The sequence below is a fragment of the Streptomyces sp. NPDC020747 genome, from assembly GCF_044334695.1.
Classification (GTDB): Bacteria; Actinomycetota; Actinomycetes; order Streptomycetales; family Streptomycetaceae; genus Streptomyces.
The window spans coordinates 305688-320943 of the sequence record NZ_JBIRTJ010000005.1 but is presented as its reverse complement, the minus strand read 5'-3'; the positions used below and the strand labels follow the sequence as shown (position 1 = coordinate 320943).

Here is a 15256-nt window from a genome sequence, read left to right as displayed (position 1 = left end):
TCCATCCCCTTGGGTGCATACGAGCGCGCCTCGGCACACTCGCCTCTCTCGACTCACCGGGGCGGCTGGGGGTTGTACACGTGTTCGCGTGTTCCTGAACTCGTGTACGCGTCTTCCTGGAAGGGGAGTTGGAGCGGGGACGCCCCTGGCGGCGGCCCGCAGAGGGGGAGCCCGATCCCCCTCGTGCGGCAGTCCGCGACAACCGCGGCTACGACTGCTGGGCGACCCGCTCGGCGACACCCTTCTTGATGGTCACCTCCACGTTCAGGTTGCCGGCCTTCGCGGCCTCGTCCAGTTCGTCGGGCGTGCAGCTCTCCGCCGACTGGGACTCGGGGTCACCGCAGATGTCGCCGCCCCGGATGTCCGTGTCCACGGCGACCCAGAAGGCACGCTCCCCGACCAGCAACTTGCCCGGCGCCAGGAACGTGAGCGTGCCGGAGAACGTGCCATCCGCACCGGCCGGCGGCTCCGAGGCGTCGCCGCCACCGCCCTCCGCGGCGAAGACCTTGGTCGCTATGCCCTTCTTGATCGACACCTCGGCCTTGGTGTTCCCGGCCTTCGCCGTGTCGTCCAGCTGGTCGGAGGTGCAGTTCTCCGCCCCCGGGGTCTCGGGGTCACCACAGATCCCGGCGCCCTGGATCACCGTGTCCTCGGCAACCCAGAAGGCACGCTCCCCGACCAGCAACTTGCCCGGCGCCAGAAACGTCAACGTGCCCGAGAACGTGCCATCCGCGCCGGCCGGCGGCTCCGAGGCGTCGGCGCCACCGGAAGCCGCGGGAGAACCGGAGGCGGCAGGGGCGGAGGCACTGGGCGAGTCCGAGGCACCGGCCGAAGAGGACGCACCCGCGGCGGCGTCGGCGTCAGGGTCGCACGCGGTGAGGAACAGCCCCGTGGCGGCCAGGAAACCGACGGCGGCGAGCGTACGGGAGCGGGTGCGGCTGAGAGACATGTCGGGGTGCCCTTTCGGCGTCAGTGCTTGTTGATCTCAACCCGTCAAACGTCGTACGCGGCAAGCCGGTTCATCGGCAGCCCCTCCTGTTGCACAGCCACCACGAACCGCCGGTAACTGTTACAGGGCAACGCCCTCTGTGACCGTCCGGCGCTGTTGCCGGACGGCGTTCTCTGTGATCAGCGTTCTCCGTGACTCGTCCAGCCCTTTACGTGTTCATGCGATTCCGTGGGACCTTCCTTCCCCCGCTCACAGCCGGGGCCCAGGTTCACCACAGCTCTCGCCCACACCGCTTTCGCACGATGCACGCGTGACATCTGCCACCGATCCGTACCCCCACGCCCCCGAGGCCTCCCCGGCCGCCCCCGCGGCAGACCGGGCCGACTCCTCCCCGCCTCCCGCCGAGACCGGCGCGCGGCCCGGGAAGCCACCCCGCTGGTCGCTTCCCGCGCTGGTCGCGATCATGGTGCTGGCCGGGGTGCTGTACTCCTGGAATCTCTCCTCGTCCAGCCTGAACAGCTTCTACAGCGCCGCCGTGTTCAGCGGTACGCAGAGCTGGAAGGCGTGGTTCTTCGGGTCGTTGGACGCGGGGAACTTCATGACCGTCGACAAGCCCCCCTTCGTACTGATGGTGATGGGGCTGTCCTGCCGGGTCCTCGGGTACGGCACCTGGCAGATGATGCTGCCGCTGGTCGCCTCCGCCCTCGGCACGATCTGGATCCTGCACGCGTCGGTCAAGCGGGTCTGGGGCCATGGCGCCGCGGCCGTCGCCGCGCTCGTGCTCGCCCTCACCCCGATCACCGTCGCCATCAACCGCGACAACAACCCGGACACGCTGCTCGTCTTCCTGATGGTCGCGGGCGCCGCCCTGGCCCTGCGCGCCGTCCACAACGGCAGGCTGCTGCCGCTCGTCGGCTCGGCCGTCTGCTTCGGCCTCGCCTTCAACACCAAGATGCTCCAGGGGTACATCGCCCTGCCCGCCGTCTTCGCGGTCTACCTGTACGCGGCCCAGGGAGGCTTGCTGCGCCGGGGGCGCAACCTCGCCGTCGCCGCGGTCGCCCTCGCCGTCTCCAGCTTCTGGTGGGCGGCGGCCGTGTCGCTGGTGCCCGCCGCCGACCGGCCGTACATCGGCGGCTCGACGGACGGCACCGCCTGGAACCTGATCATGGGCTACAACGGCCTGGGCCGCGTCTTCGGCGGCGAGGGCAACGGCGGCGGTGGAGGCGGTGGCGGAGGCGGCTTCTCCGGGACCGCCGGGATCGGCCGGATGTTCAACGAGGTGCTCGGCGGCCAGATCTCCTGGCTGCTCCCCTTCACCGCCATCGCACTCGTCGGCGGTCTCGCACTGCGTGGCCGCGCCCCCCGTACGGACCTCACGCGGGCCGCGCTGGTCCTGTGGGGCGGCTGGACCGCGCTGCACTACCTCACCTTCAGCCTCGCCGAAGGCACGATGCACCCCTACTACACGACCGCCCTGGCCCCCGGCATCGCGGCGCTGTGCGGAGGCGGCGGGCTGATGCTCCTGCACGCCTTCCGGACCGACAAGAAGTGGCTGTGGGTCCTGCCCGTCGCGTTCGCCGCCACCGGCGTCTGGGCCGTGGTGCTGCTGCGCCGGGCCTCCGACTGGAACTCCTGGCTGTGGCCGACCGTCTCCGTGGTGATGGTCCTGGCGATCGTCGGACTCCTCCTCTTCCGGTCGGGCCGGCGCGTGCGGCTGCTCGCCGTCGCCCTGACCGCGGCCGTCGCCGCCTCCCTCGCCGGACCGACCGCGTACGCGGCCTCGGTGACCGCGAGTTCGGGCGGCGGCATGAACGGTACGAACCCGACGGCCGGCCCCACCACGGGTGGCGGCATGGGCGGCGGACCCGGCGGGGGTGGCGGTGGCGGTGGCGGCCGAGGCGGCTTCCCCGGCGGCGGCGGTGGCGGCCAGGCACCGGGCGGCCAGCAGCAGGGCGGACAGCAGGCCGGTGGCGAGGCCCCGGCCGGCGGACAGACGGGTACCCCGCCCAGTGGCGCCCCCAACGGCCAGGAGCAGGGCGGTGGCCAGACCGGCACCCCGCCGAACGGCGCCTCCGGCACCGGCGGGCAGGGCGGCGACGCCACCTCCCGGCCCGGCGGCACGGGTGGCGGCGGTGGCATGGGCGGCGGTCCCGGCGGCGGCGCCGACAGCGCGATGGTCACGTACCTGGAGAAGCACCGCGACGGCGCCAAGTGGCTGGTGGCGGTGTCCAGTTCGCAGAGCGCGGCCCAGCTGATCGTCAGCACGAAGCAGCCCGTCATCTCGATGTGGGGCTGGTCCGGCAGCGACAAGGCCATGACCCTCGCCAAGCTCAAGGAACTCGTGAAAAAGGGCGAACTGCACTACATCGTGCTCGGCGGTGGCATGGGCGGAGGCGGCGGTGGCATGGGCGGCGGCGACAGCGCCGGCTCCGAGGTGACCGCCTGGGTCCAGGAACACGCGACGGCGGTGAAGGCGAGCGAGTACGGCGACGCGTCGTCCGAGTCCGCCACCGACTCCGATTCCGACAGCTCCAACTCCCAGAACAGCCAGGCGCTCTACCGCCTGGACGCATCGGACGTCAACTAGGGCAATCCCTCCCCCGATCGGGGAGAACCCTCGCGTCACGCAGCCCCTGGACCGGCGACGGCCAGGGGTTGCGCCGTATGCGAGAACGTCACACAAACGCCTCCTCCTGGTTACACGAGTGACCCCATGTCCATGTCACGCTCCCGATTGACCGAAGTGTCAACACGCGTAGAACGCGGACCCGTCGATCAGGATCCCGCGTCCCCGGCGCGTGTCCGTTCCCGGGAAAGGGCACCCCCATGTCCGTTGCGCACAAAGGCAGTTGGAAGGCGCTGGCGGTAGGCGTTTCCGCCGTCCTCGTCGGCCTCACGCTCCCGACGGTCGCCGCGACCCCCGCCGCGGCGACGACCACCGCGTACGACGACACGTACTACGCGGGCGCGATCGGCAAGACCGGCACGGCCCTCAAGAGTTCGCTGCACTCGATCATCAGCGACCAGACCACGATCTCGTACTCCGCGGTCTGGAACGCGCTCAAGGTCACCGACCAGGACCCGAACAACAGCAGCAACGTGGTCCTGCTGTACTCCGGCATCTCGCGGAGCAAGACGCTCAACGGCGGCAACACCGGCAACTGGAACCGCGAGCACGTGTGGGCGCAGTCCCACGGCGACTTCGGCACCTCGGCCGGCCCCGGCACGGACCTGCACCACCTGCGCCCCGAGGACGTCCAGGTCAACAGCATCCGCGGCAACAAGGACTTCGACACGGGCGGCAGCAGCTTCACCAACAGCGGCGGCAGCCTCACCGACTCGAACTCCTTCGAGCCCCGCAGCGCCGTCAAGGGCGACGTGGCCCGCATGATCCTCTACATGGCCGTCCGTTACGAGGGCGACGACGCCTGGGAGGACCTGGAGCCCAACGACGCCGTCACCAACGGCAGCGTCCCCTTCCACGGCCGCCTCTCGGTCCTGAAGCAGTGGAACGAGGCGGACCCGCCCAGCGCCTCCGAAGAGCGCCGCAACGAGCTCATCTACTCGGACTACCAGGGCAACCGGAACCCGTTCATCGACCACCCCGAGTGGGTCGAGGCGATCTGGTAGACCGACGGTGACCCGCGCTGAACTCCCTGTGACAGAAGGGGAGTTCAGCGCCACACCCGTCTCCTCGGTTACAAATCCATGACATCGAGGCGTACAACTGGGGGCGCCCGGACCGAGTCGAACTACCTGAACGCGAGATTCCGCGTGGAGGAACAGACCGACTCGAAAGGTTCCCCGTATGTCCCGAGCACACCGCAGAACCCGTACCGCGCGCCTCACCGCACCCCTGGCAGCCGCGGTACTGCTCGCCGGAGGGTTCGGCGCCCTGGCCCTCACCGGGGCCTCGGCCTCGGCCGCCACCGGTTCGGCGGCCTCCGAGGACGACTTCAACGGGGACGGTTACGGCGACCTGGTCGTGGCCGCCCCGGACGCCACGATCTCCAGCAAGACCAAGGCGGGCTACGTCGCCGTCACCTACGGCTCCGCCAATGGCGTCTCCGCCACCAACAAGAAGCTCGTCAGCCGCTCCACCAGCGGCGTTCCCGGCTCCGCCACCGCGAGCCAGCGCTTCGGGTCCACCTTCACCAAGGGCGACCTGGACGGCGACGGCTTCAGCGACCTGGTGATCGCGGGCGGCACCGCGGGCTCCGTCATCATGTGGGGCTCCGCCTCCGGACTCACCGGCGGCACGGCGATAGCCGGGTACGGGCAGTCCCCCCAGACCGGTGACTTCGACGGCGACGGCAAGACGGACCTCGCGCTGTTCGCCCAGCAGGAGAACCAGGGCGACGACGCACCGAGCGGCGACGCCGCCGTGTGGAAGGGCCCGATCACGCGCGCCGGAACGCCCACCGCCACCCTGCCCGTCCTGGACAAGTCCCTGTGGCACGGCTACGAGGCCGACGACGCCACCTGCGTCACCAACGGCGGCTGCGAGGAGGACGGCGACTCGATCAGCGGGCCCATCACCTCCACCGATTCCGGCGACGTAAACGGTGACGGCAAGGACGACATCGTCGCGTGGCGGTACGAGGGCGACGGTGTCTGGAGCAACCGCCTGCTGCTCGGCGGCGGCGCCACGGGCTTCACCCGCGGCTGGGTCCCCGGTGAGGGTTACGGGACCGGCACGGACACCGCCATCGGGGACGTGAACAACGACGGGTTCGACGACGTCGTGGTCGGCAACGACTGGAACGGCAAGGTGCAGCTCGCTCTCGGTTCGGCCTCCGGTCTGTCCGGGGACCGCGTCCAGACCTTCACCCAGGACCTGGCCGGCTTCCCCGGCGTCGAGGAGGAGGACGACGGCCTCGGCACCACGGTCTCCGTCGCGGACGTCAACGGTGACGGCTTCGCCGACATCGCGCTCGGCATCCCGGGCGAGGACTTCAGCGACCTCACGGACGCCGGTTCCATCGCCCTCGTCCCGGGCAGCGCCTCCGGTGTCACCGGCGCCGGAACGCAGACGTTCCACCAGAACACCGCCGGAGTCCCCGGAGTCGCCGAGAACAACGACCAGTTCGGCGTGAGCAGCGCGCTCGTGGACGTCAACGGCGACGGCCACCGTGACCTCGCGGCCGGTTCCACGGCCGAGAACAGCGAGAACGGCGCGGTCTGGGTGCTGCGCGGCACGGCGAGCGGTCTCACGGCCACGTCGTCGTTCGCGTTCGGCGCCGACGACCTCTCGGCGCCCGCCACGGACGCCCACTTCGGGTCGTTCCTGCGCTGAGCAAGCCAGTTGCACAACGGGGGTCGGTGGGGCGGCCGAGTGCTGCCCCACCGTCATGTCCGGCTCAGGTACGCGGGTTTCAGTCCAGATGCGTCGGCGCGAACATCCGCAGCAGCGCCGGTAGCACGACCACCGAAGGGCCGGGCGCGGCAAGGGACTTGGCGAGGTCGTCGGCGAGGGATTCGGGAGTGGTCCGTACGCCGGGGACGCCGAAGGACTCCGCGAGTGCCACGTAGTCGGGGCGGGAGAGTTCCGTCGCCGTGGACTGCCCGAACGCGTCGGTCATGTACTCGCGCAGGATTCCGTAGCCGCCGTCGTCGACGATGAGCCAGGTCACGTCGAGGTTGTGCTGCCTGGCGGTGGCGAGTTCGGCGATGGAGTACAGCGCGCCGCCGTCGCCGGAGACCGCGAGGACGGGGTGGGTCGGGTCGGCCACCGCGCCGCCGATGGCCGCCGGGAAAGCGTAACCGAGGCCGCCCGCGCCCTGGGCGGAGTGCATGGTGTTGGGCCGGCGGGCGTCGAAGGCGGACCAGGCCCAGTAGGCGAGGATCGTCATGTCCCAGAAGCTGGCCGATCGGTCGGGCAGTGCCTCGCGGACGGCGGCCAACACCCGTTGTTCCAGGGTGAGTTCCTGGGCGTCGATGCGCTCGCGGACGAGGTCGAGCACGGTCCGTACGCGGTCGACTGCCGTCGCGTCCTCCCGTACGGATACGGTTTCGAGCAGGGCCGACAGGGCGAGGCGGGCGTCCGCGTGGATGCCGAGGGCCGGGTGGTTGGACTCCAGTTTGCCGAGGTCGGCCTCGATCTGGACGACCCGGCCGCGGGGCTTGAACGTGTAGTAGTTCGAGGAGAGTTCACCGAGGCCCGAGCCGACCACCAGGAGTACGTCCGCGTCCTCCAGGAAGTCCGTGGTGTGGCGGTCCTCGATCCAGGACTGGAGGGACAGCGGGTGCGTCCAGGGGAACGCGCCCTTGCCGCCGGGCGTGGTGACCACGGGGGCGTTCAGTGCTTCGGCCAGCTGTTTCAGCTTGCCCGACGCGTCCGCCCGTACGACTCCCCCGCCCGCGATGATCGCCGGGCGTTCCGCGCGGGACAGCAAGTCGGCTGCTACCGCCGTCAGTTCGGGGCGCGGGGGCAGTTCCTCGGGGAAGGCGTCGCCGCCCGTCACCACCGGGATCGTCGTCCCGGCCAGCAGTACGTCCTGCGGGATCTCGACCCACACCGGCCCGTGCGGGGCCGTCAGCGCCGACTTCCAGGCCGCCTCGATCGCGGACGGGATCTGGGACTGGGTACGGACCGTGTGGACCGACTTGACGACACCCCTGAACGAGGCCGACTGGTCGGGGAGTTCGTGCAGATAGCCGTGTCGGCCGCCGCCGAGACCCGCCGTCGGGATCTGGCTGCTGATCGCCAGGACGGGGGCGGAGGCCGCGGCCGCCTCCTGGAGGGCGGCGAGCGAGGTCAGCGCGCCCGGGCCCGTCGACAGCAGCAGCGGCGCCGCCTCGCCCGTGATCCGGCCGTACGCGTCCGCCGCGAACCCCGCGTTGTTCTCCACCCGCAGGCCGATGTAGCGGAGGTCGGAGCGGCGCAGCGCGTCGAACATGCCGAGCGCGTGCTGGCCGGGCAGGCCGAAGACGGTCGTCGTGCCGAGCGCCGCCAGCGTCTCCACGACCAGGTCTCCGCCGTTGCGGCCGGGAGGAGGGTTCAGAGCGGCGGAGGTCTGCGCCTCCGTCGGGCGGAGCACCAGGTCGTGGTCGTGAGTCACTTCGCGCGGGCCTCTGCAATCTGGCGGGACATGATCGTGGTCAGTTCGTACGCCGTGTGGGACGCGGCGACGGAGGTGATCTCGGCGTGATCGTACGCGGGGGCGACCTCCACGACGTCGGCGGAGACCAGGTGGCAGGAGGCGAGGCCGCGCAGGATCTCAAGCAGCTCGCGGGAGGTCATGCCGCCCGCCTCGGGGGTGCCGGTGCCGGGCGCGTGGGCCGGGTCGAGGCAGTCGATGTCGATGGAGATGTAGAGCGGGCGGTCGCCGATCCGCTGGCGCAACTGGTCGGCGACCTCGTCGGCGCCGCGCCGGTAGATGTCGGCGGAGGTGACGATGCCGAAGCCGAGCTTCTCGTCGTCGGTGAGGTCCTGCCGGCCGTAGAGCGGGCCGCGCGTGCCGACGTGGGAGAGGGCCTCGGTGTCGAGGATGCCCTCCTCGACGGCCCGCCGGAACGGGGTGCCGTGGGTGTACTCCGCGCCGAAGTACGTGTCCCAGGTGTCGAGGTGCGCGTCGAAGTGGAGCAGCGCGACCGGGCCGTGCTTCTTGGCGACCGAGCGCAGCAGTGGCAGCGCGATGGTGTGGTCGCCGCCGAGGGTCATCAACCGGGCGCCGGTGCCGAGGAGTTCGTCGGCGGCGCCCTCGATGGTCTCCACGGCCTCGTTGATGTTGAACGGGTTCGCGGCGATGTCACCGGCGTCCGCGACCTGGGCGAGGGCGAAGGGCGAGGCGTCCTGGGCCGGGTTGTACGGGCGCAGGAGCCGGCTCGCCTCGCGGATCGCGTTGCCGCCGAAGCGTGCCCCCGGCCGGTACGAGACGCCCGCGTCGAACGGCACGCCGACCACGGCGACGTCGGTGGTGCCGACCTCGTCGAGCCGGGGCAGCCGGGCGAAGGTCGCGGGGCCCGCGAACCGCGGCACGCGGGACGAGTCGACGGGGCCGCGGGGCGTCTCGTGACTGCTCATGGGGGCAATGCCTTCTTTCCTACGGTTCACACGCGGTTTGCACGCTTCGTCGCGTATGCGCTGCTTATCCGACTCTACTGGTGAGCCGGAACTGATTCGGACACGGGTTCGGAGCCGCGGCCCGCGAGCCGCTCGCGCCAGGCGGCGAGGACCGCCGGGTCGGTGGCGGGGGTGGCCAGGGAGACGATCACGTAGACGACGAGGGACGAGAGGAGCCCGTAGTAGATGGGTTCGTTGGCGAGGATTCCGTAGGACGCCATCAGGCCGATCACCGCGAGGCCGCCGACCGCGACGGCGGCGAGGGCGCCCTGGGCGGTGCCGCGCTTCCAGAGCAGACCGCCGAGGATGGGCACGAGGAGACCGCCGACGAGCAGGTTGTAGGCGACGGTCAGGGCCTCGATGACGTTGTTGAGCGCGATCGCCGTACAGATCACCGCGACGCCCATGATGAGGATGAAGGCACGGTTGCCCCTGACCTCGTCACGCTCCTCGTCGGAAGGAGTGGCGTCGGAGGCGCCGGCGACGGCTCCGCGCAGCCGCGACCAGATGTCGTTGTTGGCGACGGTCGCGCAGGCGATGAGGGCTCCGGAGGACGTGGACATCACGGCGGCGAGGGCGGCGGCGAGGACCAACCCCCTTACACCGACCGGCAGTTCGTCCTTCACGATGGTCGCGAAGGCGTCGTCCGCGCTGCCCAGCTTCGGGTAGAGCACCTTGGCCGCCGTGCCGATGACGGCACCGGCGAGCGCGTAGACCAGGCAGTACGTGCCCGCGACGGTGCCGCCCCACTTGGCGGTGCGGTCGCTCCCCGCGGTGAACACGCGCTGCCAGATGTCCTGCCCGATCAGCATGCCGAACGTATAGATCAGCACGTAAGTGAAGATCGTCTCGCCGCCGATGCCCAGCGGGTCGAAGTACTCGGTGGGCAGTTGCGCCTTCATCTCGCTGAACCCGCCGGCCTTGACGACCGCGATGGGCAGCAGGAGCAGCAGCACGCCGATGGTCTTGACGACGAACTGCACCATGTCGGTGAGGGTGATCGACCACATGCCGCCGAGCGTCGAGTACGCGACGACGATCGAGCCGCCGAGGACGATCGCGACCGTGCGGTTCATGTCGAAGAGGACGTCGAAGATCGTGGCGTACGCGATGGTCGACGTGACGGCGAGCATGAGGGTGTACGCCCACATGACGACGCCGGAGATGACACCGGCCCGGCCGCCGTACCGGAGATCCAGCATCTCGGAGACGGTGTAGACCTTCAGCCGGGCGATGCGGGCCGAGAAGAAGACGGAGAGGGCGAGGAGTCCGAGGCCGATGGTGAAGACCATCCAGGCGCCGGAGAGCCCGTACTGGTAGCCGAGGCCGACGCCGCCGATGGTGGACGCGCCGCCGAGGACGATCGCGGCCATGGTGCCGGAGTACATCGTCGGGCCGAGCCGCCGCCCGGCGACCAGGAACTCGCTCTTGGACTTGGCGCGGCGCATGCCCCACCAGCCCACGGCCAGCATGCCGACCAGATAGACGACGATCACTGTGTAGTCGACGGCCATTGGGGGCTCCTCTTCGCGCGTTCGGTGGCGTGTCGTGCGGGTGGGGTGAGCGATGGAGTTCGCCGGTGACTGACGGCTCACGTGTTCGCGGGGCGACTTCGCACGGCGTGCTGGCGTGGCGTGTTGGCGCGGCGTGTTCACGTGGCCGGTTCGCGGGGACATCCGCCCGTACCCGCGGCCTCCGGTGGGGACGACCCTAGGTGGCCGGAAAGCAACGAAGAAGTGTACGTTTCATCCACAGTCACCGGATCCGATGGAGGAAACGTCCACCATGCCGGACTCCGCCGTTCCAGGCCCCGCCCCCGCTGTCCCACCCACACCTCCCGTCCCTCTCGCCGCACTGCTGGCCCGGGAGGACCTCGGCCTGCGGCAGATCGCTGGGCCACGGGATTCGGCCACAGTGATCCACTGGGCGCACACCTCGGAGATGGCGGACCCGTACCCGTATCTGCTCGGCGGCGAGCTGCTGCTCACGGCGGGGGTGCATGTGCCGGAGGCGGCGGGCTCGGGCACCTACTTCGACGACTACGTGTCCCGGATCGTCGAGGCGGGCGGCACCGCCCTCGGCTTCGGCGTGGCCCCGGTGCACGACACGGTCCCGCGGGCCCTGGTCGTGGCCTGCGACGACTACGGGCTGCCGCTGGTGGAGGTCCCGCCCCGCACGACCTTCTCCGGTGTGGCCCGGGCGGTCTGGCAGCTCATGGCCCAGGCCCGCCACACCGAACTCCGCCGTGTCACGGAGGCCCAGCAGAGCCTGGCCGCCGCCGCGGCCCGCCCGGACCCGGTCCCGTCGGTCCTGCGCCAACTCGCCCAGCGGGTGGGCGGCAGGGCCGCGCTGTACGCCCCGGACGGCGGGGTGGTGGCTTCGGCGGGGCGGATGCCGGGAGGCGAGGGCGGGGGCTTGCGCTCGGGGGCGGCTTCGACTGTGGGCTCGGGCACGGAGGTGAGCGGGGCGCTGGCCGGGCTGGTGGCGGTGGTGCGGCCGGCCACCGGGGCCGGGGCTGGAGCCGGGGCCAGGGCCAGGGCCGGAGCCGGGGGTCTGAGTGGGGGCGGGGGTCTGAGCGGGGGCGGGGGCCCCGCTCCCTCCTCCGCCAGTGACACCGTCGCCGGCGTCCACCTCGCCGCGTACGCCCTCGGCACCGGGCAGGGCTTCGTGCTCGGCGTGGCGGCCCCGCGCCGCGATCCCGGCGACCACACGATCGCGTCGGTGGGGGCCGTGCTCCTCTCCCTCCTCACCGGGGAGCACCAGAGCAGCACGGGCGCCGCCCGCTCCTCGGCCCTGGTACGGCTGTTGCTGGGCGCCGCGCCGGAGAAGGTCGCGCCGCTGCTGGGCGGGGGTGAGCGCTGGGTCGTGGTGCACGCCCGGCCGGACGGTCCGGCGCCGGACGCCGTCGCCGCGTCCGCGCTGGGGGCGACGCTCGGTTCGGCGCTGGTGGACGTGGACGGTGACGTCGTACGCGTACTCGTGCCCGCGGGTCGCCGTGAACTCGCCGCTCAGCCGGGCTGGACGTGCGGGGTGAGCGCCCAGGTCGGCCCGCACGAGTGGGCGTCCGCGGACACGCAGGCGGCACGTGCCCTGGCGCGCGCGAGGGCGACCCGCACCCGTCTGGTCCGCCACGGCGAACATCCGGGCCTCGCCGACCTGGTCCCGCCGGACGAGGCCGCCGCGCACGCCCGTACGGTCCTCGCCCCCGTCGCCGCGAACCCCGCCCTCACGGAGACCCTCCGCACCTGGCTCTCCCTGCACGGCAGTTGGGACCGGACGGCGGTCGCCCTCTCCGTCCACCGCAACACGGTCCGCCAGCGCATCGCCCGCTGCGCGACCCTGCTGTCGACGGACCTGGACGATCCGGACGTCCGCATGGAGCTTTGGTTCGCGCTGCGGCACGCGTAAAAGCGCTCCCCCGCCATCGCGCTGGCGCGCTCGTCCTCAAACGCCGGACGGGCTGGTAGTCAGCCCCTCCGGCGTTTGAGGAGTGGGGGTTCGGGGGCGGAGCCCCCGAGGAAGTGACGGGAATGGGTAGGGGCGGCGGGGGCGAGAATCCCGGCCGCCCCACGGAATCACACCACCCCCACCCCAAACCCCGAGTGACCCATGTCCCACGGTTCGATACACCGGCGCCACCCGGCGGAGCGCACCGGCAGAATGGGGGCATGCCGATACCCGTGCCCCCCAGCCGCGCCGACCTCGTTGACCACCTCGTACGGACGCGTATCGCGGGCGACGTAGCCACCCCCCGCGAGAACAACCTCTCCCACTACCGCAAGCTGGCGAACGGCGACCGCAACTACTGGCTCGGCCTGGAACTCGGCGACCGCTGGACCGACGAGCAGGACGTCCTGGCGGTCATGGCCGAGCGGTGCGGCGTGAACGACGACCCGGAGTACCGCTACGGCCAGGACACCATCGACCCGGACCTGACGGTCGACGCGCTGGAGCGGATGGCGGGCCGGCTGCGCAAGGCGGCCGCGGGCAAGCAGCGGGTGCTGTTCGCGACGGGCCACCCGGGTGGTCTCCTGGACGTGCACCGCGCCACCGCCGCCGCCCTCCGCGCCGCCGGCTGCGAGATCGTCGTGATCCCGGACGGCCTGACCACGGACGAGGGTTACGTCTTCCAGTTCGCGGACGTCGCGGTCCTGGAGCACGGCGCGACGCTGTGGCACACGCACTCGGGCGAGCCGATGCGCGCGATCCTGAAGGCCCTGGAGGGCGAGGGCCGCCCGCTGCCCGACCTGGTCGTCGCCGACCACGGCTGGGCGGGCTGCGCGGGCCAGCTGGGCGTCGACTCGATGGGCTACGCGGACTGCAACGACCCGGCCCTGTTCCTCGCGGAGTCCGAGGGCACGGTCCAGGTGACGATCCCCATGGACGACCACGTCACAAGCCCCCGCCACTACGACCCGATGACGGCATACCTCCTGGACGCGGCGGGCCTCACGGAATCCGACACGGACACCGACTGAGCCCTTCGCCGCACGGCGTCCCGGCTGCTGTTCGCCAGTGTCACCTGCACGAACGGGCGGCCCACAGGGAGGGCACGGCGTGGTCACGCGGTTGAGCGGGCAGAGCGACTGCCAGGCGACGATCTACGGTTCACTCCTCCACAGGGGATGCGGATGCGTGGGGGTGCGGGCGTTCGTGGTCAGGCCGGAGTGACGACGCTTCCCGTACCGGGCATGGCTCGCGTCTACGGTTCGAGTGGGAGTGCGGTCTGTTCCGCCGCCGGGCCCAGGTAGGTGTACTCGGTGGACCGGGCGATGCCCATGGAGTCCAACTGCTGCCGGAACCGGACGCGGAAATGGACGTTGTCTCCCAAGCCTGGGCGCATGCGCAGCAGTTCCCCGGGCTCTTCGAAGCGGACATCGTAGGCAGGTGCGTTCTTCGCGGTGCCTGTCTTCACTTTCACCAAGCCGCTTTCCCGCAGCTCGGTGACCCTGCCGGAGATGGTGATCTCTTGGTCGCGGTCCTTTGTCTCCCGGAGCCGCTTCACATAGTGCCTGCCCCGCTCGGTCAGCTGGGCGCGGCGCAACCCACCTTCGGCGTCGTACCAGGTCACCCCGAGGTTCAGTTCGTATCGGCTCAGCGCCCGGGACACGGCTTCGACCGCGTCGAAGAGCTTCACCCATTCACGAACGTCGCGCTCCGATTCCAGGGCGTCGAGCAGTGTGGTGAGAGTGCCGAGCCCTGTGGCAGCGGCCGATGTCGCGGAGACGTCCAGGCCGTCGGGTGCGGCTGAGTCAGCGGGAACAGTGACGGGGCGCGCATGCACGACGGTACTGCCGACGGAGATGCCTGTGAGTTCCAGCCGTACGGGAGTACCTGCGGCCACGGAGACCATGTGCTCCACGGGTTCCAGTAGCGCGTCACCCCACTCGAACCGGAGAGCGCCGCCGTCAGCGTCCGGTCCGGTCAATCGGAGCTGGAGTTCCTCTTCGAGTCGGGCGTCCGGAGCGTACTCGCGTGCCGCAGCCAGGCGGCTCGCGCGATGTTCGGCCTCGATCTCCTCGTTGTCCCGGCCCTCGATCCCCAACGCGTCGAGCAGCCGTGCGGCACGCTCCGTCTCGGCGGGATCGTCCCCCGTGAGCGCGCGCCTGCGCTCGCGCCAGCTGTCGCCGGTCACAGTCGCACCTCCAGGTAACCGCGTGCCGGGGCGGCACTCTCTTCGGACGGTGAGCGGTCGTCCTTTTCGTGCAGTCGACAGCGCTGCCACCAGTCGTCCCACACACCCCGTTGTGTGAAGTATGTCCGTTCGTCGGGAGTGAAACGATCCGGCTCGAAGATTTGCGCAACGGGTCTGTACCCGATGCGCAGCGGCGAGACGCCGAACTTCTCCCTCATCCTGGCCCGGCTCTGAAAGGCGGTGGTCAGCCATTTCGAGCCCGGCTTACCCCGTACGACACGCTCGGCACGCGTGTCGACCAGAACAGTGGCGTCGATGTTCCCGGGGTCGAGTTTGGTACTGACGAAGCTGCCGCCGAGCCACAGCCTGTGGATCAGGGGAAGACCTCCGAGGTCACCCGCGTAGGTGTCCTCAAGCGTCAGGAATGGGTCGAGATAGGCGTGGAAGCCGTCCCACAGTTCTGTACGAGTTGAGGAGTCCTCGAACTCGGGGGCACTGACCAGCATCTCCTCCGCCTCGTCGAAGGAGATGGAGTACCGGCCCAACGGAAGGTATCCGTTCGCGGCGAAAGAGGGCAGCACGTGAGGTCCTGTCGAGTGAGGGTGAA

At 70.8% G+C, this 15256-nt stretch carries 11 protein-coding genes; 5 read left to right on the top strand and 6 right to left on the bottom strand.

Features of this window, described 5'->3' with window-relative positions:
- Positions 1–208: 208 nt before the first annotated feature.
- The gene (locus tag ACH4YP_RS16595; protein ID WP_398490967.1) at positions 209–949 is read right to left on the bottom strand and encodes a hypothetical protein; all 741 of its coding nucleotides are present in this window, start codon (positions 947–949) and stop codon (positions 209–211) included.
- Between the two features lie 310 nt (positions 950–1259).
- On the opposite strand from ACH4YP_RS16595, the gene ACH4YP_RS16590 reads away from it, so the two are divergent.
- From ACH4YP_RS16590 to ACH4YP_RS16580, 3 genes are all read left to right on the top strand, one after another.
- Positions 1260–3536 (top strand): ArnT family glycosyltransferase, encoded by a 2277-nt coding sequence (locus ACH4YP_RS16590; protein ID WP_398490966.1) that lies wholly within the window; start codon positions 1260–1262, stop codon positions 3534–3536.
- 239 nt (positions 3537–3775) lie between these two features.
- Positions 3776–4579, top strand: a complete 804-nt coding sequence (locus ACH4YP_RS16585) for an endonuclease I family protein (protein ID WP_398490965.1) — start codon at positions 3776–3778, stop codon at positions 4577–4579.
- 178 nt (positions 4580–4757) lie between these two features.
- On the top strand, positions 4758–6245 hold the full coding sequence (locus ACH4YP_RS16580; protein WP_361057020.1) for an FG-GAP and VCBS repeat-containing protein: 1488 nt from the start codon (positions 4758–4760) through the stop codon (positions 6243–6245).
- A 79-nt stretch (positions 6246–6324) separates the two neighbouring features.
- On the opposite strand, the gene ACH4YP_RS16575 is transcribed toward ACH4YP_RS16580, so the two are convergent.
- The 3 genes from ACH4YP_RS16575 to ACH4YP_RS16565 all read right to left on the bottom strand — a co-directional run bounded on the left by ACH4YP_RS16575 (position 6325) and on the right by ACH4YP_RS16565 (position 10528).
- Positions 6325–8010 carry a thiamine pyrophosphate-binding protein gene (locus tag ACH4YP_RS16575; protein ID WP_398490964.1) on the bottom strand — a complete coding sequence of 562 codons (1686 nt, stop codon included), beginning with the start codon at positions 8008–8010 and terminating at the stop codon, positions 6325–6327.
- Positions 8007–8975 (bottom strand): agmatinase, encoded by a 969-nt coding sequence (speB, locus tag ACH4YP_RS16570; RefSeq protein WP_398490963.1) that lies wholly within the window; start codon positions 8973–8975, stop codon positions 8007–8009. The genes ACH4YP_RS16575 and speB overlap by 4 nt, the downstream gene beginning before the upstream one ends.
- A gap of 74 nt (positions 8976–9049) precedes the next feature.
- Positions 9050–10528, bottom strand: a complete 1479-nt coding sequence (locus tag ACH4YP_RS16565) for a sodium:solute symporter (protein WP_398490962.1) — start codon at positions 10526–10528, stop codon at positions 9050–9052.
- A 253-nt stretch (positions 10529–10781) separates the two neighbouring features.
- Between ACH4YP_RS16565 and ACH4YP_RS16560 the strand changes: the two genes are divergently transcribed.
- Together ACH4YP_RS16560 and ACH4YP_RS16555 are read left to right on the top strand one after the other, a co-directional pair.
- Positions 10782–12422: a PucR family transcriptional regulator gene (locus tag ACH4YP_RS16560; protein WP_398490961.1), complete on the top strand. Its 1641-nt coding sequence runs from the start codon at positions 10782–10784 to the stop codon at positions 12420–12422.
- Positions 12423–12682: 260 nt separating this feature from the next.
- On the top strand, positions 12683–13492 hold the full coding sequence (locus tag ACH4YP_RS16555; RefSeq protein WP_361059657.1) for a phosphatase: 810 nt from the start codon (positions 12683–12685) through the stop codon (positions 13490–13492).
- A 224-nt stretch (positions 13493–13716) separates the two neighbouring features.
- On the opposite strand, the gene ACH4YP_RS16550 is transcribed toward ACH4YP_RS16555, so the two are convergent.
- Positions 13717–14649: a hypothetical protein gene (locus tag ACH4YP_RS16550; RefSeq protein ID WP_398490960.1), complete on the bottom strand. Its 933-nt coding sequence runs from the start codon at positions 14647–14649 to the stop codon at positions 13717–13719.
- Positions 14646–15230: a DUF6932 family protein gene (locus tag ACH4YP_RS16545; protein ID WP_398490959.1), complete on the bottom strand. Its 585-nt coding sequence runs from the start codon at positions 15228–15230 to the stop codon at positions 14646–14648. The genes ACH4YP_RS16550 and ACH4YP_RS16545 overlap by 4 nt, the downstream gene beginning before the upstream one ends.
- Between the last annotated feature and the right edge of the window lie 26 nt (positions 15231–15256).

Coding starts and splice junctions, on each gene's coding strand:
- ACH4YP_RS16555 (WP_361059657.1), top strand. CDS start 12,683: ATGCCGATACCCGTGCCCCCCAGCCGCGCCGACCTCGTTGACCACCTC.
- ACH4YP_RS16560 (WP_398490961.1), top strand. CDS start 10,782: ATGGAGGAAACGTCCACCATGCCGGACTCCGCCGTTCCAGGCCCCGCC.
- ACH4YP_RS16580 (WP_361057020.1), top strand. CDS start 4,758: ATGTCCCGAGCACACCGCAGAACCCGTACCGCGCGCCTCACCGCACCC.
- speB (WP_398490963.1), bottom strand. CDS start 8,975: ATGAGCAGTCACGAGACGCCCCGCGGCCCCGTCGACTCGTCCCGCGTG.
- ACH4YP_RS16565 (WP_398490962.1), bottom strand. CDS start 10,528: ATGGCCGTCGACTACACAGTGATCGTCGTCTATCTGGTCGGCATGCTG.
- ACH4YP_RS16595 (WP_398490967.1), bottom strand. CDS start 949: ATGTCTCTCAGCCGCACCCGCTCCCGTACGCTCGCCGCCGTCGGTTTC.
- ACH4YP_RS16585 (WP_398490965.1), top strand. CDS start 3,776: ATGTCCGTTGCGCACAAAGGCAGTTGGAAGGCGCTGGCGGTAGGCGTT.